The sequence below is a fragment of the Galactobacter valiniphilus genome (assembly GCF_003575975.1).
Lineage (GTDB): Bacteria > Actinomycetota > Actinomycetes > Actinomycetales > Micrococcaceae > Galactobacter > Galactobacter valiniphilus.
In genome coordinates, this window is sequence record NZ_QQXK01000022.1 from 39,878 (window position 1) to 61,701 (window position 21,824).

At 70.8% G+C, this 21,824-nt stretch carries 18 protein-coding genes; 12 read left to right on the plus strand and 6 right to left on the minus strand.

The annotated features are described in order from the left end of the window. Window positions 1–5: 5 nt before the first annotated feature. The gene (locus DWB68_RS11190) at window positions 6–1,163 is read right to left on the minus strand and encodes a class I SAM-dependent methyltransferase (RefSeq protein WP_119425229.1); all 1,158 of its coding nucleotides are present in this window, start codon (window positions 1,161–1,163) and stop codon (window positions 6–8) included. Next, a complete protein-coding gene (locus DWB68_RS11195) occupies window positions 1,160–1,849 on the minus strand; it encodes an IMPACT family protein (protein WP_233548761.1) in 690 nt (229 codons plus the stop codon). Before DWB68_RS11195 ends, DWB68_RS11190 begins: the two co-directional genes overlap by 4 nt. Window positions 1,850–1,925: 76 nt before the next feature. On the opposite strand from DWB68_RS11195, the gene DWB68_RS11200 reads away from it, so the two are divergent. The 5 genes from DWB68_RS11200 (at window position 1,926) to DWB68_RS11220 (ending at window position 8,221) form a co-directional block, all read left to right on the plus strand. Further along, window positions 1,926–2,399, plus strand: coding sequence for a hypothetical protein (locus DWB68_RS11200; protein ID WP_119425212.1), 474 nt, complete (start codon window positions 1,926–1,928; stop codon window positions 2,397–2,399). 62 nt (window positions 2,400–2,461) lie between these two features. Further along, on the plus strand, window positions 2,462–3,073 hold the full coding sequence (gene coaE / locus DWB68_RS11205) for a dephospho-CoA kinase (protein WP_119425213.1): 612 nt from the start codon (window positions 2,462–2,464) through the stop codon (window positions 3,071–3,073). A gap of 93 nt (window positions 3,074–3,166) precedes the next feature. Continuing rightward, window positions 3,167–5,278 (plus strand): excinuclease ABC subunit UvrB, encoded by a 2,112-nt coding sequence (gene uvrB, locus DWB68_RS11210; protein WP_119425214.1) that lies wholly within the window; start codon window positions 3,167–3,169, stop codon window positions 5,276–5,278. A 290-nt stretch (window positions 5,279–5,568) separates the two neighbouring features. Beyond that, window positions 5,569–6,711, plus strand: coding sequence for a TerC family protein (locus tag DWB68_RS11215; RefSeq protein WP_119425231.1), 1,143 nt, complete (start codon window positions 5,569–5,571; stop codon window positions 6,709–6,711). 247 nt (window positions 6,712–6,958) lie between these two features. Continuing rightward, the gene (locus tag DWB68_RS11220) at window positions 6,959–8,221 is read left to right on the plus strand and encodes an MFS transporter (protein ID WP_119425215.1); all 1,263 of its coding nucleotides are present in this window, start codon (window positions 6,959–6,961) and stop codon (window positions 8,219–8,221) included. A gap of 78 nt (window positions 8,222–8,299) precedes the next feature. Here DWB68_RS11220 and DWB68_RS11225 read toward each other — a convergent pair whose 3' ends face one another. Genes DWB68_RS11225 through DWB68_RS11235 form a run of 3 tightly spaced genes read right to left on the minus strand, consistent with a single transcriptional unit; the run spans window position 8,300 to window position 12,812 of the window. Continuing rightward, window positions 8,300–9,643, minus strand: a complete 1,344-nt coding sequence (locus DWB68_RS11225; RefSeq protein ID WP_119425216.1) for an alpha/beta fold hydrolase — start codon at window positions 9,641–9,643, stop codon at window positions 8,300–8,302. A 5-nt stretch (window positions 9,644–9,648) separates the two neighbouring features. Beyond that, a complete protein-coding gene (locus tag DWB68_RS11230) occupies window positions 9,649–10,224 on the minus strand; it encodes a hypothetical protein (RefSeq protein ID WP_147391657.1) in 576 nt (191 codons plus the stop codon). A gap of 41 nt (window positions 10,225–10,265) precedes the next feature. Beyond that, complete coding sequence (locus tag DWB68_RS11235) at window positions 10,266–12,812, minus strand: DEAD/DEAH box helicase (RefSeq protein ID WP_119425218.1); 2,547 nt, start codon at window positions 12,810–12,812, stop codon at window positions 10,266–10,268. A 100-nt stretch (window positions 12,813–12,912) separates the two neighbouring features. Here DWB68_RS11235 and DWB68_RS11240 point away from each other — a divergent pair, with 100 nt between their 5' ends. Further along, entirely contained in the window at window positions 12,913–13,701 is a 789-nt protein-coding gene (locus tag DWB68_RS11240) for a trans-aconitate 2-methyltransferase (RefSeq protein WP_119425219.1), read from the plus strand. A gap of 97 nt (window positions 13,702–13,798) precedes the next feature. On the opposite strand, the gene DWB68_RS11245 is transcribed toward DWB68_RS11240, so the two are convergent. After that, window positions 13,799–14,443, minus strand: a complete 645-nt coding sequence (locus DWB68_RS11245) for an MBL fold metallo-hydrolase (RefSeq protein WP_119425220.1) — start codon at window positions 14,441–14,443, stop codon at window positions 13,799–13,801. Window positions 14,444–14,481: 38 nt separating this feature from the next. Between DWB68_RS11245 and DWB68_RS11250 the strand changes: the two genes are divergently transcribed. The 6 genes from DWB68_RS11250 (at window position 14,482) to uvrC (ending at window position 21,669) form a co-directional block, all read left to right on the plus strand. Next, window positions 14,482–14,850, plus strand: coding sequence for a GntR family transcriptional regulator (locus DWB68_RS11250; protein ID WP_199700439.1), 369 nt, complete (start codon window positions 14,482–14,484; stop codon window positions 14,848–14,850). A gap of 5 nt (window positions 14,851–14,855) precedes the next feature. Then, a complete protein-coding gene (locus DWB68_RS11255; RefSeq protein WP_119425221.1) occupies window positions 14,856–15,302 on the plus strand; it encodes an SRPBCC family protein in 447 nt (148 codons plus the stop codon). Window positions 15,303–15,349: 47 nt separating this feature from the next. Continuing rightward, a complete protein-coding gene (gene uvrA / locus DWB68_RS11260; protein ID WP_233548763.1) occupies window positions 15,350–18,232 on the plus strand; it encodes an excinuclease ABC subunit UvrA in 2,883 nt (960 codons plus the stop codon). 92 nt (window positions 18,233–18,324) lie between these two features. Beyond that, a complete protein-coding gene (locus DWB68_RS11265) occupies window positions 18,325–19,020 on the plus strand; it encodes an HAD hydrolase-like protein (protein WP_158588289.1) in 696 nt (231 codons plus the stop codon). Then, on the plus strand, window positions 19,017–19,682 hold the full coding sequence (locus DWB68_RS11270; RefSeq protein ID WP_119425224.1) for a lysophospholipid acyltransferase family protein: 666 nt from the start codon (window positions 19,017–19,019) through the stop codon (window positions 19,680–19,682). Before DWB68_RS11265 ends, DWB68_RS11270 begins: the two co-directional genes overlap by 4 nt. Before the next feature lie 79 nt (window positions 19,683–19,761). Further along, on the plus strand, window positions 19,762–21,669 hold the full coding sequence (gene uvrC, locus DWB68_RS11275) for an excinuclease ABC subunit UvrC (RefSeq protein WP_119425225.1): 1,908 nt from the start codon (window positions 19,762–19,764) through the stop codon (window positions 21,667–21,669). Window positions 21,670–21,824: the final 155 nt, after the last annotated feature.

Consider the following 21,824-nt stretch of genomic DNA (forward strand, 5'->3'; position numbering starts at 1 on the left):
CCGGCTCAGCCGCGCCGGGTCGACGCGGTGACGGTGAAGGTGCGGTCCCGGCCGAGCTGTTCCGTGGGCCCCACGAGCCGCTCGAGGCGAGGCCGATAGCGCAGGTGCGAGTTCCACACGCAGAACAGCGTCCCGCCGGGGCGGAGCATCCGCGCCGCCTGGCGCATGAGCTTCGTGGCGATGCCCGTGTGCACCGTGCCGCCCTGGTGGAAAGGCGGGTTCAGGAGCACGACGTCGGCGCTCGCCTCCGCGAGGTGGTCGCCTCCATCGGCCCTCACGACACGGACGCGGCCGGCGACGCCGCTCGCCTCGAGCGAGGCGGTCGCCGAGGCGACGGCGTCGCGCGAGTCATCGGTGGCCTCCACCGTGGCGGCCGGCCAGGCCAGGGCCGCCCAGGCGGCGATGGTGCCGTTGCCGCAACCGAGATCGACGACGCTAGCGGGAGAGAGGGCTTCCATCCCACCGCGGGCCGCGAGGGTTTCCAGCAGGAGCTTGGTTCCCGGGTCGAGGGCCGCACCGCCGAAGGCCTCCGCCGCGCCGCGCAGCTCGAGGCGGCGACCGCCGACCGAGACGGCTGCACGATCCTCGGGGGCCGGGGCGAGGACGAGCTCTGGATTCCGGCGGGCCAGGAGGAGGCGCGACTTGCGCTGCGCGAGCTGCGGCTCGACCGCGCCGAAGCCCTCGGCGAGCGGCGCGTTCATGCCGACGCTGAGGTGCTTGACGCGGCCGCCGGCCACCAGGAGGGCTCCGCTCGGGACGCCGGCGAGCTCGGCGACGGTGCGGCGCACGGCGCCCACCTGGCGCGGAAGCTGCCAGAGCACGAGCCGCGCGGAGGCCGCGGCCTCCGCGACGTCGGAGAGCTGCCGGTAACTGCCGCCCAGGCCGAGCTCGGCGGCGTTGGCCTCGAGCGCGCGCTCGTGGGCCAGCCGATCCTGGTAGACGCTCATGCCGCGCAGGCCGGAGGCGGCGAGCCCCAAGGTGATCGCGCCGTGCCGCTCACCCAGGATGAGCACGTCCGTGCCGCTCAGTTCGGCGGCGGCGATCTCCTCGAGGGACCGCTCCACGAGCAGGAGGTCGGTCGCGTCGTAGGCCTGCAGTGTGGGGTCCTCCACGTCGGGCCGGCGGCGCAGGGCCTCGAGGGGAAGGGGGAAGGCCTCGCTCATGCCGACCACGCGGCCTCTCCCAGGCGGAAGCTGGCGGCACCCTGCAGCGCCGCCTCGACGCGCTGACGGGCGGCATCAAGGGCGGACTCGGTGTCCTCGACGCCCAGGGTCACCTCCACGGAGGTGCTCCTGTAGTCGGTGCCAAGCACCGGGTGCTCGAGGTGGCGCAGGACGTTCTCCCCGCGGCCGGCCTCAGACATGGGCAGGACCACAACGAGCTCGCGGACCCGTTCGAAGGGGCGCAGCGTCGCGGCCGAGACCGCCTGGGAGACGGAATCGGAGTAGGCGCGGACGAGGCCGCCGGCGCCGAGCAGGATGCCGCCGAACCAGCGCGTGGTCACGGCAACGACGTCGCTGAGGTCGCGCCGACCGTCGATCGTCTCGCGCTGGAGGAGGGCCTGCATCATGGGGACGCCCGCGGTTCCGGACGGCTCGCCGTCGTCGCTGGAGCGCTGGGTCTCGCGGTCGGCGCCGAGCACGAACGCGCTGCAATGATGCCTCGCGTCGTGGTGGGCCCGGCGCTGGGACTCGATGACGTCGCGGGCCGCCTCCTCGGAGGTGACGGGGACCAGGCGCGTCAGGAACACGGAGCGCTGGATCTCCAGCGTGTGCTCGATGGGCGCAAGAATGCACGTGAAGCGCAGGGCACGCACCTCGGGGCCGGGGGGTGCAGGGAAGGGCGTCACCCTCACAGTTTAGTTCCCTCCACAGGGCCTCACTGCGGCGGCCCACGGCGGTGTGTGGGGGGAGCAGGCTGGGGTCATGACGCAGGAACCCGAACCCACGCCCGAGCGGTGGTTCCCCGGGCCGCCACCGCCCCAACCCCTACCGCCGCCGCCGTCGCTCGTCCCGGCCGCCCTGCCGCCGCCACCGGATCCGGGGGTTGAAGCGGAGGTCTTTCCGCTCTCGCCTCGCCTGCTGTGGATCTGGGGCAGCGTCCTTGCTGCCTTCCTTCACTGGGGCGGCACCTTCATGGTGATCCTGTCCGGCATCGGGTGCGCTGACTCCGGCGCGGCCTGCTCCGACGTCAACGGCTGGGGGATCCTCCTCCTTCCCGTCTCCCCGTTCGTGGGGCCGGTCCTCGGAGGGCTGGTCTGGCTCGCGGTCTGGCTGCTCCGCGGTCGCCCGTGGAGCGTGCGCTGGCACCGCGCACTTGCGTGGTCGGCCGTGTGGGGCATGCTCGCCGTGGCCTTCGTGTCCCGGCTCATGGCCGGGCCCTATGCCTTCCTCCACTGACACGCGAGCGCAGCGGGCGGCATCGGCGAGAGCGGCCCGAGGCGGTGCGGCAGAATGAGGCCATGAGCTCTCAGCGCCCCCGCATCGGCCTCACGGGCGGCATCGCCTCCGGCAAGTCAACCGTCGCCTCGCTACTCGCCGAGCGCGGCGCCCTCATCATCGACGCCGACCGGATCGTGCGCGAGCTGCAGGAACCCGGCGGCGCGGGGCTCGCCGCCATCGTCGAGGCCTTCGGGCCGGCCATGCTCACGCCGGAGGGCCAGCTCGATCGCGCGGCCCTCGGCGCGCTCGTCTTCGCCGATGACCAGGCCAGGGAACGCCTCAACGGCCTGATCCACCCCCTCGTGCGGGCCGAGGCGGCCGCCCGCCTGGCCGCCGCGCCGGCCGAGCAGCTCGTCGTCGAGGACATCCCGCTGCTCGTGGAGACCGGTCAGGCACCGTCCTTCGACGAGGTGATCGTGGTCCAGGCACCCCTCGAGGTCCGGCTCTCTCGCATGGAGCGTGACCGCGGCATGAGCCGCGAGCAGGCGCTCGGGCGGATCCAGGCCCAGGCCAGCGACGAGGAACGCGCCGCCGTGGCGACGCAGCTCATCATCAATGACGCCGGCCTGCCCGAGCTCGAGGCCCAGGTGCGGGCCCTCTGGGGGCGCCTCCTGGCCTCCCGCGAGGGCTAGGTGACTGCCCCGACCCGGCCGCGCGCCGTCGTGCCGTCCCGCTGTCGGCTGAAAGCCAAGCAAGGCGTCAGGGGAGGGCCGTAGGCTGGGTGTATGTCCCTGGCACAGAAGATCGAACGCGTGGTGGCCCCCTTCGAGGTCATCTCGGAGTACCAGCCCGCCGGCGATCAGCCCACGGCCATCGCCGAGCTCACGGCCCGCATCAACGCAGGCGAGAAGGACGTCGTCCTCATGGGCGCCACCGGCACCGGCAAGTCGGCCACGGCCGCCTGGCTCGTCGAGGCCGTCCAACGGCCCACGCTCGTCATGGTGCAGAACAAGACGCTCGCGGCCCAGCTGGCCAACGAGTTCCGTGAGCTGCTGCCGAACAACGCCGTCGAGTACTTCGTCTCGTACTACGACTACTACCAGCCCGAGGCCTACGTCCCGCAGACGGACACCTTCATCGAGAAGGACTCCTCGGTGAATGAGGAGGTCGAGCGCCTGCGCCACTCCGCCACGAACGCCCTTCTCACGCGCCGCGACGTCATCGTGGTCGCCACCGTCTCCTGCATCTACGGCCTGGGCACGCCGGAGGAGTACATAGAGCAGATGGTGACCCTCAAGGTGGGGGAGGAGCTGGACCGGGACAAGCTCCTGCGCCGCTTTGTTGACATGCAGTACGCGCGCAACGACATCGACTTCCACCGCGGCACCTTCCGCGTGCGGGGCGACACCGTGGAGATCATCCCCATGTACGAGGAACTCGCCGTGCGCGTGGAGTTCTTTGGCGACGAGATCGAGGCGATCCAGACGCTCAACCCGCTCACGGGCGAGGTCGTGCGCGAGGAGACGGAGATGTACATCTTCCCGGCCTCGCACTACGTGGCCGGCCACGAGCGCATGCAGAAGGCCATCGGCACCATCGAGGCCGAGCTGGCTGAACGGCTCGAGGAACTCGAGGGGCAGCACAAGCTCGTCGAGGCCCAGCGCCTGCGCATGCGCACCACGTATGACCTTGAAATGATGGCCCAGATGGGCTTCACGAACGGCATCGAGAACTACTCGCGGCACATCGACGGCCGCGGCCCGGGCAGCGCCCCGCACTGCCTCCTCGACTACTTCCCCGACGACTTCCTCCTGATCATCGACGAGTCCCACGTGACGGTCCCGCAGATCGGCGCCATGTACGAGGGGGACATGTCGCGCAAGCGCACCCTCGTGGAACACGGCTTCCGCCTGCCCAGCGCCATGGACAACCGCCCGCTGAAGTGGGACGAGTTCCTCGAGCGCATCGGGCAGACCGTGTTCCTCTCGGCCACCCCCGGCAACTACGAGCTGGGCCAGGCGGACGGCGTGGTGGAGCAGATCATCCGCCCCACGGGCCTCGTTGACCCGCAGGTCATCGTCAAGCCGACCAAGGGCCAGATCGACGATCTGCTGGGCGAGATCAACGAGCGTATCGCCAAGAACGAGCGCGTCTTGGTGACGACGCTGACCAAGCGCATGGCCGAGGATCTCACCGACTACCTCGCGGAGAACGGCGTCAAGGTGCAGTACCTGCACTCCGACGTCGACACCCTGCGCCGCGTCGAGCTGCTCTCCGAGCTGCGCCAAGGTGTCTTCGACGTTCTCGTGGGCATCAACCTCCTGCGCGAGGGACTCGATCTTCCCGAGGTCTCCCTCGTGGCGATCCTCGACGCGGACAAGGAGGGCTTCCTGCGCTCCACCACCTCGCTCATCCAGACGATCGGCCGCGCGGCCCGTAACGTCTCCGGCGAGGTGCACATGTACGCCGACCGGATCACCGACTCCATGAAGCGCGCGCTGGAGGAGACGGAGCGTCGCCGCGAGATCCAGGAGGCGTACAACCGCGAGCACGGTATCGAGCCGCAACCGCTGCGCAAAAAGATCGCCGACATCACGGACCAGCTGGCCCGCGAGGACGCGGACACCGCGGAGCTGCTCGGGCGCTTCGATTACGGCAAGGGCAAGCGCGGCATCACCGGCGCGGCCGGCGCGGCCGGCGCCGCCAAGGCGGAGGACGCCCTGCGCAAGGACGGCCTCGTCGCCGCCCCGAGCGAGGACCTGATCGGCCTCATCGCCCAGCTCACGGAGCAGATGCACCAGGCGGCGGGCGATCTCCAGTTCGAGCTCGCGGCGCGCCTGCGAGACGAGGTGGCGGACCTCAAGAAGGAGCTGCGCGCCATGAAGGCGGCCGAGTAGGGGAGCTTTGGCAAGGCTCGCGTCAAAGTTCACGCCGCTGAAACATCTTCTGCGGTAAGCTTGTCGCCAGCGTAGGGGAGTATCCGATAGCGCTGCAGATCGTCAACACGCACGGTGGGTCCGAAGAAGTACGGGCGCCCCGAGCCGGTCGCAGCGGTCGCCCCCGATCCTCTGTGAGGCTTCGGGGCGTGGCGGAGAGACTTGCGGGAATGGTTCATACCCCTCCCGCAAGGACAGGGGTTTCACAACGCACTGAAAGGCGGACAGTGATTCACTCCGCTTCCATCTTGATGGCGGCCGGCGAAGCTACCGGCCATGCATCGCAGACAACGCCCATCCCCTTGTGGTTCGAGATCGGGTCCTTTGTTGTCCTGATCGCGGTGCTGCTCTTTGACCTGCTCTATGTGGTCAAGCGCCCCCACATCCCCTCCATGAAGGAGGCAAGCCTGTGGGTCGCGTTCTACGTCTCCCTCGCCCTGATCTTCTTCGGGCTCATGTGGGTCTTCGTGAGCGACGTCGATGCGCTCCAGTTCCTCACCGGCTGGGTCACCGAGTATTCGCTTTCGGTCGATAACCTCTTCGTCTTCATCATCATCATGGCGAACTTCGCCGTGCCGAGGAAGTACCAGCAAGAGGTCCTGATGGTGGGCATCATCATCGCCCTCGTCCTGCGCGGCATCTTCATCCTCGTGGGCGCCGCCATCATCGAGAACTTCGCCTGGGTCTTCTACATCTTCGGCGCGTTCCTGCTCTTCACCGCCTACAAGCAGATCCGCGAGGCCACCTCCGGCGAGGACGAGGAAGAGGACGAGCCCGGCCTCGTCAAGAAGCTCACGGCCCGCATGAACGTGGCGCCCCACTTCGACGGCAACAAGTTGCGCACCACCATCAACGGCAAGCGCATGTGGACCCCCATGATCGCGGTGTTCATCGCCCTCGGCATGACCGACCTGATGTTCGCCATCGACTCGATCCCGGCGATCTTCGGCATCACTCAGAGCCCGTTCATCGTGTTCACGGCGAACATCTTTGCCCTCATGGGCCTGCGCCAGCTCTACTTCCTGCTGGGCGGCCTCATGGATCGCCTCGTGTACCTCAAGCACGGCATCGCGGTCATCCTGGCCTTCATTGGCGTCAAGCTGGTCCTGCACGCCCTCGAGAAGAACGATCTGCCGTTCATCAACGGCGGCCAGCCGGTCCCGGTGCCGCACATCGACACCAACCTCTCGCTCTTCGTCATCGTGGGCACGCTCGTCGTGGCAATCGTTGCCTCGCTCCTCTCGCCGGCCGGCAAGGCGGCCGCGGCGGAGCACAAGGCGAAGCAGGCCGAGGAGGAGGCCACGCAGCAATCGCTGCTGCGCGCCGAGATGGACTCCGTGGCCGACGAGTCGGGCCACGACGACCCCGAGCCGCGCACCAGCTCCGGTCACTGAGCCGCGCGGCGATCCGGCGATCCGCGCGGACGCGTGATCACCTCGGCGGGCCCCGCCTCCCCTGGACGGGAGGCGGGGCCCGCCGCGTTGCGGCGCCGCGCGCGGCCGAAGCGACGCCCGGTGGGGCGTCAGGTAGCGGCGGCAGGTGGGGCGCCGGAGGGCGGCCGGCTCGGCGCGGGGAGGGCGGAGGGGAGCACGACGACGGTGCCTGACCCGGGTGGGCCGCGAGCGTCGGTAGGGTGGTCGGGTGAGTACCGCAGAAGCCGCCGCGCCCCCGTCCCCTCAGCAGGTCCGCGAGCACCGCCGTCACCTCGCGGTGCTGGCCTCGGCACAGGTCCTCTCGGGCCTCGGCAACGGCGCCGGCTTGGCCCTCGGCGCGCTGCTGGCCGCCAAGCTGGGCGGAAGTGAGTCTCTCGGCGGCACGGTCGCCGTCGCCATCTCGCTCGGTGGCATGCTGGCCGCGCTCCCGCTGGCACGCGCAGCCATGGCGGCCGGGCGCCGCCCGGCGCTCGACACAGGTTACCTCATCGGCGCCGCTGGCGCGATCGGCATGATCGCCGCCGCCGGGCTGGGCAGCTACCCGCTCCTGCTGCTCTCCGCCGCCGGTCTGGGCGTCGGCAGCGCCACGAACCTGCAGGCGCGCTTCGCCGCGACCGATGGTTCGGCCCCGGGTCGCCGCGCCCGGGACCTGTCGCTCGTGGTGTGGGCGCTGACGATCGGCGCCGTGCTAGGCCCCAGCTTCGCCGGTCCCGGGGCCCGCGTCGCCGCCGCGTTCGGCCTGCCGACCGATGCCGGGGCCTTCCTTTTCTCCGCGGTGGGGCTGACGTTCGCCTCCCTCATGATCTGGGTTGGTTTGCGGCCGGACCCGCTCGCCCCCGGCGTGGGAGCGGCGCCGGGGCACAAGCCCTCGCTCAAGCAGGGCCTCGCCGCGTTGCGCGGGGCACCGGGCGCCGGCGTGGGCGTCGCGGCCGTCGCCGCCGGCCACGCCTGCATGGTCGCGGTGATGTCCATGACCACCATCCACCTGCAGCACGTCTACCATGGCACCGGTGACCCGAGCCCGGATGTCCTGGCGCTCATCGGGCTGACTCTCTCCGGCCACATCGGTGGCATGTACGCGCTGAGCCCGCTCGTGGGGTGGTGCGTCGACCGCTGGGGCCACCGCCCCGCCCTGCTCGCGGCGCAGGCGCTCTTTGCCGCCTCGGCGATCGTGTGCATCCTCGCGCCGCAGAACCACCCGCTCGTCTCCGTGGCGCTCTTTGTCCTGGGGCTGGCGTGGTCGTTCTCTTCGATCACGGGTTCCGCTGTAGTCTCCGACCGCGTGCCGAGCGAACACCGGGTGGCGGCCCAGGGCCTGACCGACTCGGCCATGAGCGCGGGCGGCGTGCTCGCCGGGCTCGGCTCCGGCGCGCTCCTGCAGTTCCTCGGCGACCAGGGACTCAACGCAGCGAGCCTTGCGGTGGCGGTCGTCATGACGGCGCTGATCCTCGCGCGCATGCCCCGCCGCTGAGCCGGCCCGGCCGGGCACAACAACGGGGTGAGCCCCCTGCGCAAGGGCGCAGGCGGCTCACCCCGCGATGCTGTGGTGTCAGCGTTGAGCGGCGGCCGCCGCGTCGGTGAGCTCGAGCAACGCGCCGAGCACCGTCCCCGGCTCGTCGGCCAGCCCGTCGTGGTGCAGCTGATCCGACTCCCACACCCGCAGGCCCCGGACGGCCGCGGCGGTGGCCAGCGAGAGCTCGCGATCCACGTAGACGTCATGCGTGTAGACGGCGGCGGCCACGGGCACGGTGTTCTCGGCGAGCACTTCGGGGCGGTAGAGGGCTGGCCAGCCCTCGTGCTCCGCGAGCAGCCAGGCCAGCGGCGCGAGCGGGCGCAGCGCCACCGATTCCTCGTAGTCCGAGGGCAGCGCCATCTCACCGAGCAGGCGCGGGCGCGGGGCATTCGGGAGGAACTCGGGGAAGTCCGCCGCGCGCACGCGCGAGGCAGCCCAGGCCGTGGGGGCGCCGCTCGAGTAGATGCTCTCCTGGAGCAGCCAATACAACGGGTGGCCAGCGTGGTCCAGCTGCCCCTGTAAGACACCGAGGAAGCCGGCGCTGAGGCGCGCACCTTCGGGCGCCTCGACGACGGCGGTCTCGAGCGCAAAGTGCAGCCCCTGCACGCGGCCGTTGCCGCCCAGCAACATGCCGAGGCGCTGCACCGTGGTCTCGGTGACCTCGCTTCCGTCGACCAGGTGCTGGGGTGAGCCGGCCGCCCGGCGTTCCCGCACGACGTCGTACACGCGCTGCAAGCGCGCCTCGTCCTCGGGGAACCAGGAGAAGAACTCCGCCTCGCGCTCGGCCATGCGCGCGTAGGTGGCGCGGTAGACGGCCGCCGCGTCGCCGCGGATCTCGCCCAGGCCGCCCGTGATGAGGCAGCGCTCGAGCGACGCGGGAGCGAGCGAGAGGTAGCTCAGCGTGACGAAGCCGCCGTAGGACTGGCCGAGGGTGCTCCAGCGCTCGATCGAGAGCGCCTGACGCACGGCCTCGGCGTCGGCCACGATATCGGTGGCGCGGAAGTGGGAGAGGTACTCGGCCTGCGCCTCGGGTGTGCCGAGCGCCCCAAGCGTGGCGGCCTCGACGGCGCTCGAGCCGCCCGTGCCGCGCTGGTCAAGCAACAAGACCTGGAAGCGGGGGAGTAGCTCGCCGAGCCAGCCCGAGGCACCGCCCGTTGGGCGCAGGGCGGGGAAGCCCGGTCCACCCTGCAGGAAGAGCAACCAGGGGAGCTCCTCGCTGCCGGGGGCGTCGGCCCGCACGGCGCGGGCGAAGAGCTCGAGGCCCTCGGGGGAGTCGTCCCCGTGGCGCAGCGGAACGGAGAAACGCAGCGAGGACGCGACGGCGCCCCGCCACGTGGTCTCCGGGGTACGGGACGTGAGCGTGGCGGGGCGCGCAATCATGGGCGTCAGTGAGCCGCGGTCAGGACCAGGGAGCCCTTGGCGCCCTTGAGGGTGATCTCGTCGCCCTCGGCGCTGGCCGTGAGCTTGCCCTCGAGGATCGAGTGCACCTTGCTCGCCACGGCCTCGCCCTCGGCGTCGCCGCACTTGGCGGTGCTCCAGGCCTCGCCGGCCGTGGAGGTCACGGTGGCGCCTTTGCCGGAGAGCGCGTAGACGGAGCCGTCGCACAGGCCGATCGTGGTCAACGTGGCGGAGCCGTCCTCGGCGTTGCCGAAGATGGAGACGGCCTTGAACACGCCGGGCTCCACCGTGGCGCCGTCCACCGTCACCGAGGCGACGGAGTACTTGGCGACGGACGTCGAGGAGAAGAAGGTGGAGGCATCCACCGGGGCGGCCGACTCGGAGGTGGCCTCCGACTCGTGCGGGGTGTACGGGGTGGCGAGCGCCGAGCCCGACGGCGTCGGGGAGACGATCTCGTTCACGTGAACGGGGTTACAGGCGCTCAGGGCCACCGCGGCGACGGCCAGGGGTGCGGCCAGCAGGGCCGCGCGGCGGACGGGGGTCATGCGAGAGAAAGACGACATGACGCCAGTCTATCGACTCGCCTGAGCCCCCGCCGCGCGGATCAGCCGTCTAGGCGGCCGATCCGCGTGACGCGTATCACTGCCTCGCCCGCCTCGTCGGAGGCGTCGAGGTCGACCTCGGCGTCGAAGCCCCAATCGTGGTCCCCCTCGGGGTCCGCGAAGGCCTGGCGGCAGCGCCACACGCGCTGCCCGTCGGCACCCTTGCCCGGGGTGATCGTGACGAGCGCCGGCGACCGGCCACCCGGGCCGTCGTCGAGATCCTCGTGCTCGGCGAAGTAGTCGTCAAGCAGATCGGCCCAGGCGTCCGCGTCGAAGCCGGCCTCGCCGTCCAGGGCGCCCAGCGCCCGGTCGTCCTCGGCGCCGAAGAGCTTGACGCGGCGGAAGAGCTGATTGCGGACCATGACCTTGAAGGCGCGCTCGTGGTCCGTGAGGCGGCTTGGGGCCTTGGCGATCTCCTCGGCGGCATCCTCCGGGGCCTTGCCCGCCGCGAGCGCCTCCCACTCGTCCAGCAGGGAGGAGTCGGTCTGCTCGATGATCTCGCCGAGCCACACCACGATGTCCTGGAGGGCGTCGGTGCGGTCCTCCTGGGGGATGGTCTGGCGCAGCGCCTTGTAGGCGTCGGTGAGGTAGCGCAGGAGCACGCCCTCGGAGCGGGCCAGCTGGTAGTACTGAACGTAGTCGCCAAAATCCATGGCGCGTTCGAACATGTCCCGCACCACGGACTTGGGCTTGAGCTCCTGGTCGGAGAGCCACGCTGCACCCTGTCGGTACTGCTCGAACGCGGCCTGGAGCTGCTCCTCGAGCGGGCGGGGCTCCGTGATGAGGTCGAGGCGGGCCATGCGCTCGTTGTACTCGACGCCCTCGGCCTTCATGGCGCCGATGGCCTCGCCCTTGGCCTTCTTGATCTGCGCGCCGATGACCTGGCGCGGGCTCTCGAGCGTGGCCTCAATGACGGAGAGCACGTCGAGCGCGTGCGAGGGCTCCTCGGGGGAGAACATCTCGAGGGCCGCGATGGCGAAGCCGGAGAGCGGCTGGTTCAGCGCGAAGTTCTCCTGCAGGGTGACCGTGAGGCGCAGGTGGTTGCCGTAGCGGTCCGGTTCCGCCGTGCGCTCGACGACGCCCGTGGCGAGGAGCTCGCGGACGATGCCGAGGGCGCGCAGGAGGTGCTCGCGCTGGCGCACGGGCGGCTCGTGGTTCTCGGTCAGGAGCGTCCGGGCCGCGCGGAAGGAGTCGTCCTCGCGGGCCAGCAGGTTCAGGATCATCGAGTTGGTGACCTTGAAGGAGCTGTTCAGCGGCTCGGGCGCGGCGTTGACGAGGCGCTCGAACGTCTTCTCCGTCCAGGAGACAAAGCCCTGCGGTGCCTGCTTCTTCTTGACCTGGCGCAGCTTCTTCGCATCGTCGCCGAACTTGCCGCGCGCCTTGGCCATGGCCTTGGCGTTCTCGATGTCGTGCTCCGGGGCCTGCACCACGACGTCGCCCGCGGTGTCGTAGCCCGCCCGGCCCGCGCGGCCAGCGATCTGGTGGAACTCGCGCGCCCCGAGGTGTCGCGTGCGGTCGCCGTCGAACTTGGACAGGGCCGTGATGAGCACCGTGCGGATCGGCACGTTGATGCCCACGCCCAGGGTGTCGGTGCCGCAGATGACCTTGAGCAGGCCGGACTGGGCCAGCTGCTCCACGAGGCGGCGGTACTTGGGGAGCATGCCGGCGTGGTGCACGCCGATGCCCTGGCGGACCAGCTTGTTCAGGACCTTGCCGAAGCCGGCCGAGAAGCGGAAGCCGCCGATCAGCTCGCCGATCCGGTCCTTCTCCTCGCGCGTGCACAGGTTCACGGAAAGCAGCGACTGGGCGCGCTCGATCGCCTCGAGCTGGCTGAAGTGAACCACGTAGACGGGGGCCCGGTGCGTCTGCACGAGCTCCTCGAGGGTCTCCTGGACGGGCTCGACGCCGTAGTGGTGGTACAGCGGGATGGGCCGCTCGGCGCCGGAGACCGTGACGGTCTTGCGCCCCGTGCGGCGCGCCAGGTCCTCCTCGAAGAACTCCGTGGGGCCGAGCGTCGCCGAGAGCAACAGGAACTGCGCCTGCGGGAGCGTGATGAGCGGGACCTGCCAGGCCCAGCCGCGCTGCGGATCGGCGTAGAAGTGGAACTCGTCCATGATCACGGCGCCCACATCGGCGTCCTCGCCGTGGCGCAGGGCCAGGTTCGCGACGATCTCCGCCGTGCAGCAGATGATCGGGGCGTCGGGGTTGACGGCCGAATCGCCCGTCACCATGCCCACGTTCGTCGCGCCGAAGATCGCGATGAGGTCGAAGAACTTCTCGCTCGCGAGCGCCTTGATGGGCGCCGTGTAGTAGCTGCGCTGGCCCCGTGCGAGCGCCACGAAGTGGGCGGCGACGGCGACCATCGACTTCCCCGAGCCCGTGGGCGTCGCGAGGATGACGTTGTTGCCCTCCACGAGCTCCATGACGGCCTCGTGCTGGGCGGGGTAGAGGCTCAGCCCGCGGTCGCTCACCCAGTCGGTGAACGCCTCGTAGGCCGCCTCGGGAAGCTGGGCGGAGGTGACGGTGGGCACGCGATCGGCAAGGTTCATGATGGGCACCAGCCTACGCGGCGCGGCGCGGCCCCGGCGCTGGAGCCACCACGGCCGCCCGGGGTTTCGCCGGCCGCGGTGCCGGCCTAACGTGAGGCCCATGCGATGGGATCCGAATCAATACGTGCGCTTCGCCGATCACCGCGAGCGACCCTTCCACGAGCTCGTGGCGCGGGTTGGCGCCGACGACGTGTCAAACGTCGTGGACCTCGGCTGCGGCCCGGGCACGGCGACGGCCACGCTCGCGCGGCGCTGGCCGGGAGCGGAGATCCTGGGGCTCGACTCCTCGGCCGAGATGATCGAGCGGGCCAAGGCCCTCGAGACGGAGCGCCTGCACTTCGCCGTCGAGGACGCGCGCGCCGTCGACCTGAGCCAGGCCGACGTCGTGGTGTCCAACGCCATGTTGCAGTGGCTCCCCGACCACCGTGAGCTGCTGGCCAGGTGGCGGGGCGAACTCAAGCCGGGCGCCTGGCTCGCCTTCCAAGTGCCAGGCAACTTCGGAGCGCCGAGCCACACCCTCATGCGGGAGGTTGCGGGGCGCCCCCACTGGCGCGAGCGCCTCGCCGGGGTGTTGAGGGGCGGCGAGAGCGTCGACACCCCGGCCGCGTACGCCCAGGGCTTCGTGGACGCCGGCTGGGAGGTGGACGCGTGGGAGACCACCTACGTGCAGTGGCTGCCCGGCACCGACCCGGTGCTCGAGTGGGTCAGGGGAACGGGCCTGCGCCCGGTCCTCGACGCGCTCGACGCGGGCGAGGCAGCCGCCTTCGAGGCGGAGTACGGATCCGAGCTGCGCTCCGCCTACCCGGCCTCGGCCGCGCCGGACGGCTCGGCGCTCACGGCGCTCCCGTTCCGCCGGATCTTCGTGGTCGCCAGGCGGCCCCCGGCCTGAGCGGCCGGGTCCGCCGGGGCTGGGCAGGGGCCCCGCGCGCCGAACGCACGACGGCGCGGCGGCGCCTTCGTGGGCCCCTCCCGGCCGCGGGCGGAGGCTACCAGCCCCGCGCGCGCCAGGCCCCGAGCTGCGGGCGCTCGGCGCCCAGCGTGGTGCCCTCGCCGTGGCCGGGCAGCACGCGGGCGTCGTCCCCGAAGGCGTCGAAGAGGCGGTCCTCGACGTCCCCGAGCAGGGAGGCGAAACGCTCGGGATCGTGGTCGGTGTTGCCGACGCCGCCCGGGAAGAGGCTGTCGCCCGTGAAGAGCAGGGTGGCCTCCGGGCGGCGCAGGACCAGGGCGATAGAGCCGGGCGTGTGCCCGCGCAGGCCGATCACCTCGAGGCGCAGCGGGCCGGAGGCGAGCGTGTCGCCGTGACCCACGGCCTCGCCGATGCGGACGCCGCGCTGGGACTCGATCGCGGCGACGTCGTCGGCCCCGGCGGCGAGGCGCGCCCCGCTGAAGGCGGGGAGGGCGCGGGTGTGATCCCAATGCGCGTGGGTCGTCACGATCAGCAGCTCGCCGGCCTCGCACGTGGCCCCCGCGAGGAGCTCGCGCAGGGCGGGGGCGTCGTCGGCCGCATCGATGAGGACCTGCGCGCCGCTGGCCCGATCGCTGATCAGGTAGCAGCGGTTGTCCATCTCCGAGACGGACAGGGCGTGCACGGTCAGGGCATCATCGGAGAAGATCTCCACGGGGGAACTCATGCCCCCACGGTAAACCCACCGACACGAAGGAGCCCCCCGTGAGCATCCTCGAGGACTTCAGCCCCAGCGAGGACGGCGAGCCGCCGTATCGGCAGGTGCGCCGGGCCATCGCTGCGGGCATCGCCTCCGGTGAGATCGCCGTGGGGGAGAAGCTGCCCAGCGTGCGCGCCCTCGCTGCCCAGCTCGGCCTCGCCGCCAACACGGCGGCCAAGGTCTACAAGGAGCTCGAGGAAGCAGGGCTCGTGCAGACGCGCGGGCGCAACGGCACGGTGGTGACCGGGCGCGGGGCGAGCGTCCCCGCCAAGGTGCTGGGCGCCGTCGAGCGGCTGGCCCAGCTGGCGCACGAGGCGGGCATGGAGGACGACGCCGTGCTAGGGCTCGTCCGGGCCGCGCTCGCGGGGCGGTAGGCGTCGTGCGCGGCTTCGAGCTCGTCACGCACCTGCCCGTTCCCGTGCGGGCCGTGTTCGATGCCTCGCTGAGCATCGACGCGCACCTGGGTTCCATGCGCTTCTCGCGCGAGCGGGCCATCGCCGGCGTGACGAGCGGGACGATCGGGCTGGGGGAGAGCGTCACGTGGCGGGCGTGGCACTTCGGGGTGCCGTTCACGATGACCTCGGTCATCAGCGAGCTCGAGGAGCCCCTGCGCTTCGTCGACCAGCAGCTCAAGGGGCCCTTCGGCTCCTTCCGCCACGAGCACCTCTTCGTCCCGGCGGGCGGCGGGACGCGCATGATCGACCGGATTCAGCTCGCCTCGCCGTTCGCCGGCGCCCTCGCCGAACCCGTGCTCTTGGTCCCGTACCTGCGCCACCTCATCCGGGTGCGCAACCGCTTCCTGCTGCGTTCGCTCTTGGCTGGATGAGAGCTGCATGACGGTTCCTGTCGGGGGTGAGCACTAGACTCGCGCACGTGCCCAAGACGACTTCGCGATCCTCCGTGCCCGCACGCCCAGACCTCACGCGCCTCGTGGTGCAGGGGGCCAGGGAACACAATCTCAAGAACGTCAGCGTGGACTTGCCGCGCGACGCCATGATCGTGTTCACGGGCCTCTCCGGCTCCGGCAAATCCTCCCTGGCCTTCGACACGATCTTTGCCGAGGGGCAGCGCCGCTACGTCGAGTCGCTCTCCGCCTACGCGCGGCAGTTCCTCGGCCAGGTGGACAAGCCCGACGTCGACTTCATCGAGGGCCTCTCCCCGGCGGTCTCGATCGACCAGAAGTCGACCTCCAAGAACCCGCGCTCCACCGTGGGAACCATCACCGAGATCCACGACTACCTGCGCCTGCTCTTCGCGCGCATCGGGCACCCCCATTGCCCCATCTGCGGCGAGCCGATCACCAAGCAGACCCCGCAGCAGATCGTCGACCGGCTCATGGAGTCGCCCGAGCGCACGCGCCTGCAGGTGCTCGCGCCCGTGGTCCGCGCCCGCAAGGGCGAGTTCGTCGACCTGTTCAAGGAGCTCCAGGGCTCCGGCTACTCCCGCGCCAGGGTGGACGGCGAGACGATCCAGCTCGCCGACGCGCCCAAGCTCGCCAAGCAGGTCAAGCACACCATTGAGGTGGTCGTCGACCGCATCGCGATCAAGGAGGGCGTGCAGCAGCGCCTCACCGATTCGGTCGAGACGGCCCTCGGCCTGGCCGACGGCCGCGTGCTGATCGAGTTCGTCGACCGCGACGCCGAGGACCCGGAGCGCGAGCGCACCTTCTCCGAGAAGCTCGCTTGCCCCAACGAGCACCCGCTGGCCCTCGACGAGATCGAGCCGCGCACCTTCTCCTTCAACAACCCCTTCGGTGCCTGCCCCACGTGCACGGGCATCGGCGTGCGCCTCGAGGTGGACGAGGAGCTCGTGGTCCCCGATCCGAGCGCCACGCTCGAGGGCGGCGCGATCGCCCCGTGGTCCATCGGCAAGTCGGTGGCCGAGTACTGGACCCGCCTCCTGGCCGGCCTCGGCGAGGAGCTCGGCTTCGACATTCAGACCCCGTGGCAGGACCTCACGGCGGCGCAGCGCAAGGCGATCCTTCACGGCAAGGACCACAAGGTCGTGGTGCAGTACCGCAACCGCTTCGGCCGCGAGCGCCGCTACTCCACCGGCTTCGAGGGCGTGGTCTCCTACATCGAGCGCAAGCACGTCGAGACGGAGTCCGACAACGCCCGCGAGCGCTACGAGGAGTACATGCGCGAGGTGCCGTGCCCGGACTGCCAGGGCGCCCGCCTCAACCCCGCCGCGCTCTCCGTGACGGTGGGCGGCCAATCCATCGCCGAGGTCTCCGAGCTCCCGCTGCGCGAGTCGCTCGACTTCGTCGACCACCTGGAGCTCTCGGTCCGCGAGGAGAAGATCGCTGCCGAGGTGCTCAAGGAGATCCGCGCGCGCCTGCGCTTCCTGCTGGACGTGGGCCTCGACTACCTCTCGCTGGCCCGCGCCTCCGCCACCCTCTCCGGCGGCGAAGCCCAGCGCATCCGCCTGGCCACGCAGATCGGATCCGGCCTCGTTGGCGTGCTCTACGTCCTGGACGAGCCCTCCATCGGCCTGCACCAGCGAGACAACCGCCGCCTCATCGAGACGCTGACGCACCTGCGCGATCTCGGCAACACGCTCATCGTCGTGGAGCACGACGAGGACACGATCGCCGAGGCCGACTGGATCGTCGACGTGGGCCCGGGAGCCGGCGAGCACGGCGGCACCATCGTGCACTCGGGCTCGCTCGCGGAGCTGAAGAAAAACAAGGAGTCGGTGACCGGCGCCTACCTCTCGGGCCGCCGCAAGATCGAGCTGCCCAAGAAGCGCCGCCCGGTCGACGGGGACCGCATGCTCGCGATCGTCGGCGCGCGCGAGAACAACCTCAAGAACGTGTCGGTGGAGATCCCGCTCGGCACCCTGACGGCGGTCACCGGCGTGTCCGGCTCCGGCAAGTCCACGCTCATCAACGACATCCTGTACCGCGTGCTGGCGACCAAGCTCAATCGCGCCAAGCTCGTGGCCGGCCGCCACACCCGCGTGGAGGGCCTGGAGCACCTGGACAAGGTCATCCACGTCGACCAGAGCCCCATCGGCCGCACGCCGCGCTCCAACCCCGCCACGTACACGGGCGTCTTCGATCACGTCCGCAAGCTCTTTGCGCAGACGCAGGAGGCCAAGGTTCGCGGCTACCTTCCCGGCCGCTTCTCCTTCAACGTCAAGGGCGGGCGCTGCGAGGCCTGCTCCGGCGACGGCACGCTGAAGATCGAGATGAACTTCCTGCCAGACGTCTACGTCCCCTGCGAGGTCTGCCACGGCGCGCGCTACAACCGCGAGACGCTCGAGGTGAAGTACAAGGGCAAGACCATCGCCGAGGTGCTGGAGATGCCCATCGACGAGGCGGCCGAGTTCTTCGCGGCCTTCCGCCCCATCGCGCGTCACCTGGAGACCCTCGTCGACGTGGGCCTCGGCTACGTTCGCCTGGGGCAGCCGGCCACGACGCTCTCGGGCGGCGAGGCGCAGCGCGTGAAGCTCGCGGCCGAGCTGCAGAAGCGCTCGAACGGGCGCTCCATCTATGTCCTGGACGAGCCGACCACGGGCCTGCACTTCGAGGACATCCGCAAGCTCCTGCTGGTGCTCCAGGGCCTCGTGGACAAGGGCAACTCGGTGGTCGTCATCGAGCACAACCTCGACGTCATCAAGAGCGCCGACTGGATCATCGACCTCGGCCCCGAGGGTGGTTCGGGCGGCGGCACCATCGTCGCGCAGGGCACGCCCGAGGTGGTGGCGAAGGTCAAGGCGAGCCATACCGGCTCCTTCCTGGCGGAGCTGCTCTAGGCCCGCCCGGCGGCGCGCCGCCGCGACACGACTGCATGCCCCAAGCGGCATGGATAGGGGGCGGCGCGCATGCCGGTGGCAGAATGCCACCCGTGGTGTTCCCCCGTACCCGCCAGTATCCGCGCGCCGTTCTCTTCGACCTGGACGGCACCCTTGTCGACCCGGCCGGCGGCATCACGCGCGGCATCGAGCACGGACTGCTGGCCAACGGCCTGCCCGTTCCGGCGCCCGAGGTCCTCGAGGAACTCGTGGGCCCGCCGCTCGCGCTCGGCCTCGAGGAGGTCGCCGGCGTGCCCGCCGACGCCATCCCCGCCGTCGTGCGCGACTACCGGGCCTGGTATCGCGAGCAGGGCATCGCCCTGTCCGTCGTCTACCCCGGCATCCGCGAGGCCCTCGCTGGGCTCAAGGACGCCGGTGTGGCCGTGGCGGTCGTGACCTCCAAGCCCACGCAGCTCGCGCACACCCTGCTGGCCCACCACGGCCTGGCCGACGCCTTCGAGGTCATCGTCGGCACGAGCGAGGACGAGACCGCGGCTCCGGCCCCGGGCGGGGCCAAGGACCACCTGCTGCGCGAGGCGGCCGCGACCCTCGGGGTCGAGCCGTCCGAATGCACCATGGTGGGGGATCGCCGTTTCGACATTTTGGCCGCCAAGGCCACCGGCGCGCGGTCGCTCGGGGCAGGATGGGGTTTCGCCCCCGCGGACGAGCTGGCCACGGCCGGCGCCGACGCGGAGATCGCCGAACCACACCAGCTCCTGGGTGCCCTGCTCCTGACGGAGGAAGCATGAGAATCGATCCGCTGAAGGCCGTCGCGGCCACCCTCATCAAGACGGTGCTGCGTCCCACGGTGACGGGCCTGGAGAACGTGCCCAAGGAGGGCGGCTTTGTCGTCGCCTCCAATCACCTCTCCTTCTTCGACTCCGTCATCATCCAGGCGCTCATGCCGCGCAAGGTGAGCTTCTTCGCCAAGGCCGAGTACTTCACGACGCCCGGCATCAAGGGCCGCTTCATGAAGGCCTTCTTCACGGGCGTCGGTTCCATCCCCGTGCAGCGCGGCGAGCAGGCGGCCTCCGTGGCGGCGCTCGACCAGCTCGTCGAGATCCTGGACAAGGGCGACGGCGTGGGCATCTACCCCGAGGGCACCCGCTCGCGCGACGGCCTGCTGTACCGCGGCCGCACAGGCGTGGGCTGGCTCGCGCTGACGACGGGTGTGCCCGTGGTGCCGGTGGGCCTCATCGGCACCGACAAGCTGCAGCCGGCCGGTTCCAACCGGATCCGTTTGCACCGCTTCACGATGCACATCGGCGAGCCCCTGCACTTCGATCACCCGGGCGCCAAGCACCCCCTGCCGATGCGCCGCAAGGTCACCGACGAGATCGTCGACGCCATCGCCGAGCTCTCGGGCCAGGAACGCGCGGCCGGCTACAACCAGTCGCCGAGCGTCGAGTAGCGCTCACCCACACCGCCCGACGACGGCGCGCGCCCTGGGCACCGTGGGGCCGTCGCCCCGGCGCGATAGGGTTTCAGGCATGCCGGATCCAGCCTCCTATCGCCCCCGTACGGGAGAGATTCCCACCGATCCGGGCGTGTACCGCTTCAGGGACCCCCACGGCCGCGTCATCTACGTCGGCAAGGCCAAGAACTTGCGCCAGCGCCTGACCTCGTACTTCCAGGATCCGCGCCACCTCACGCCCAAGACGCGCACCATGGTCACCACCGCCGGGAGCGTCGAATGGACCGTGGTGGCGAGCGAGCAGGAGTCCCTGCAGCTCGAATTCACGTGGATCAAGGAATTCGCGCCGCGGTTCAACATCATGTTCCGCGACGACAAGACGTATCCGTACCTGGCGGTGACGATGGGGGAGACCTACCCCCGGGCGCTCGTCATGCGCGGGGACAAGCGCAAGGGCACCAAGTACTTCGGCCCGTTCTACCCGGCCAAGGCCGTGCGCGAGACGCTGGATACGGTCCTGCGCGTCTTCCCCGTCCGCTCGTGCTCGGCCGGCGTCTTTAACCGGGCGCAGCGCAGCGGCCGACCGTGCCTGCTCGGCTACATCGGCAAGTGCGCCGCGCCCTGCGTCGGCCGGATCTCGCCCGAGGAACACCGCGAGCTGGCCCAGGAGCTGTGCGACTTCATGGGAGGTGACGGGCAGCGTTTCATCCGCGAGCTCGAGCGCCGCATGGGCGCCGCCGCTGCGGAGATGGACTACGAGGCGGCGGCCCGCCACCGCGACGACATCGCGGCGCTGCGTCGCGTGTTCGAGCGCAACGCCGTGGTGCTGGACGAGAGCGTCGACGCCGACATCTTCGGCGTGGAGGAGGACGATCTCGAGGCGGCGGTCCAGGTCTTCCACGTGCGCGGCGGCCGCATCCGCGGCCAGCGCGGCTGGGTCATGGAGAAGGTCGAGGACGTCTCGCTCGAGCAGTTGCTCGAGCAACTGCTGCAGCAGGTCTACGGCGAGATGGACGACGCCACGCGGATCCCGCGCGAGGTGCTGGTCCCCGAACTGCCGGAGGACGCCGAGGCGCTCACGGGATGGCTCGCCGAACGCCGCGGGGCCAAGGTCAAGCTCAAGGTGGCACAGCGCGGGCCCAAGAAGGAGCTCGCCGGCACGGTGCAGGAGAACGCCCGCCAGGCCCTCGCCCTGCACAAGGCGCGCCGGGCTGGCGACGTCACGGTGCGCTCGGCCGGCCTGCAGCAGATCCAGGACGCGCTCGGCCTGCCCGAGCCGCCGCTGCGCATGGAGGGCTACGACAACTCCCACGTCTCCGGCACCAATGTGGTCGGGTCCATGGTGGTGTTCGAGGACGGCCTGCCGAAGAAGAGCGATTACCGGCGCTTCAAGGTCACGGGCGAGGCGGCGAGGGACGACACCTCCTCGATGTACGACGTCATCTCCCGGCGCTTCCAGTACTACCTCGAGGAGCTCGCGGGCGAGGACGAGCTCAGCTCGGGCGAGGTGAGCGCCGAGGCGGCGACGCCCGCCCGCTTCTCCTACCCCCCGAGCCTCGTGGTGGTGGACGGCGGCCCGCCGCAGGTCGCGGCGGCCCAGCAGGCGCTCGACGACCTCGGCATCACGGAGATCTCCGTGGTGGGCCTGGCCAAGCGCCTCGAGGAGGTGTGGGTGCCCGGCGACGAGTTCCCCGTGATCCTGCCGCGCGATTCAGAGGGCCTGTACCTGCTCCAGCGCCTGCGCGACGAGTCTCACCGGTTCGCCATCACCTTCCACCGCGAACGCCGCGGCAAGTCGATGCTGACGTCCGTGCTCGACGACGTGCCCGGGCTGGGCCCGGCCAAGAAGGCCGCGCTCCTGAAGCACTTCGGCTCGGTCAAGAAGATGAAGGCTGCGACGCTCGAGGAGCTCGGCGAGGTCAAGGGCGTGGGGCCCAGGCTCGCCACCGCCGTTTTCGCGGCGTTGCACGACGACGCGGCCTGAGCCCCTTGGGCCGCGCGGCGGCCCCGCGCGGCTAGGTGTATTGCCCCGGCAGGTTAGGTACGTCTTCGGCGGGGCGGCGTGACATGAGGAAGACCTCCGGGTGAGGTGTGGAGCTATCTAGGAACCAGCTCTCACCACGGAGGTCTTCATGCCCC

What these genes read in the sequence shown, in the direction of transcription:
- DWB68_RS11270 (WP_119425224.1), top strand. Translation starts at nt 19,017, where the DNA reads ATGAGAATCGATCCGCTGAAGGCCGTCGCGGCCACCCTCATCAAGACG.
- DWB68_RS11225 (WP_119425216.1), bottom strand. Translation starts at nt 9,643, where the DNA reads ATGATTGCGCGCCCCGCCACGCTCACGTCCCGTACCCCGGAGACCACG.
- DWB68_RS11200 (WP_119425212.1), top strand. Translation starts at nt 1,926, where the DNA reads ATGACGCAGGAACCCGAACCCACGCCCGAGCGGTGGTTCCCCGGGCCG.
- uvrC (WP_119425225.1), top strand. Translation starts at nt 19,762, where the DNA reads ATGCCGGATCCAGCCTCCTATCGCCCCCGTACGGGAGAGATTCCCACC.
- DWB68_RS11245 (WP_119425220.1), bottom strand. Translation starts at nt 14,443, where the DNA reads ATGAGTTCCCCCGTGGAGATCTTCTCCGATGATGCCCTGACCGTGCAC.
- coaE (WP_119425213.1), top strand. Translation starts at nt 2,462, where the DNA reads ATGAGCTCTCAGCGCCCCCGCATCGGCCTCACGGGCGGCATCGCCTCC.
- DWB68_RS11230 (WP_147391657.1), bottom strand. Translation starts at nt 10,224, where the DNA reads ATGTCGTCTTTCTCTCGCATGACCCCCGTCCGCCGCGCGGCCCTGCTG.
- DWB68_RS11215 (WP_119425231.1), top strand. Translation starts at nt 5,569, where the DNA reads ATGGCGGCCGGCGAAGCTACCGGCCATGCATCGCAGACAACGCCCATC.
- DWB68_RS11240 (WP_119425219.1), top strand. Translation starts at nt 12,913, where the DNA reads ATGCGATGGGATCCGAATCAATACGTGCGCTTCGCCGATCACCGCGAG.
- uvrB (WP_119425214.1), top strand. Translation starts at nt 3,167, where the DNA reads ATGTCCCTGGCACAGAAGATCGAACGCGTGGTGGCCCCCTTCGAGGTC.
- DWB68_RS11190 (WP_119425229.1), bottom strand. Translation starts at nt 1,163, where the DNA reads ATGAGCGAGGCCTTCCCCCTTCCCCTCGAGGCCCTGCGCCGCCGGCCC.
- DWB68_RS11235 (WP_119425218.1), bottom strand. Translation starts at nt 12,812, where the DNA reads ATGAACCTTGCCGATCGCGTGCCCACCGTCACCTCCGCCCAGCTTCCC.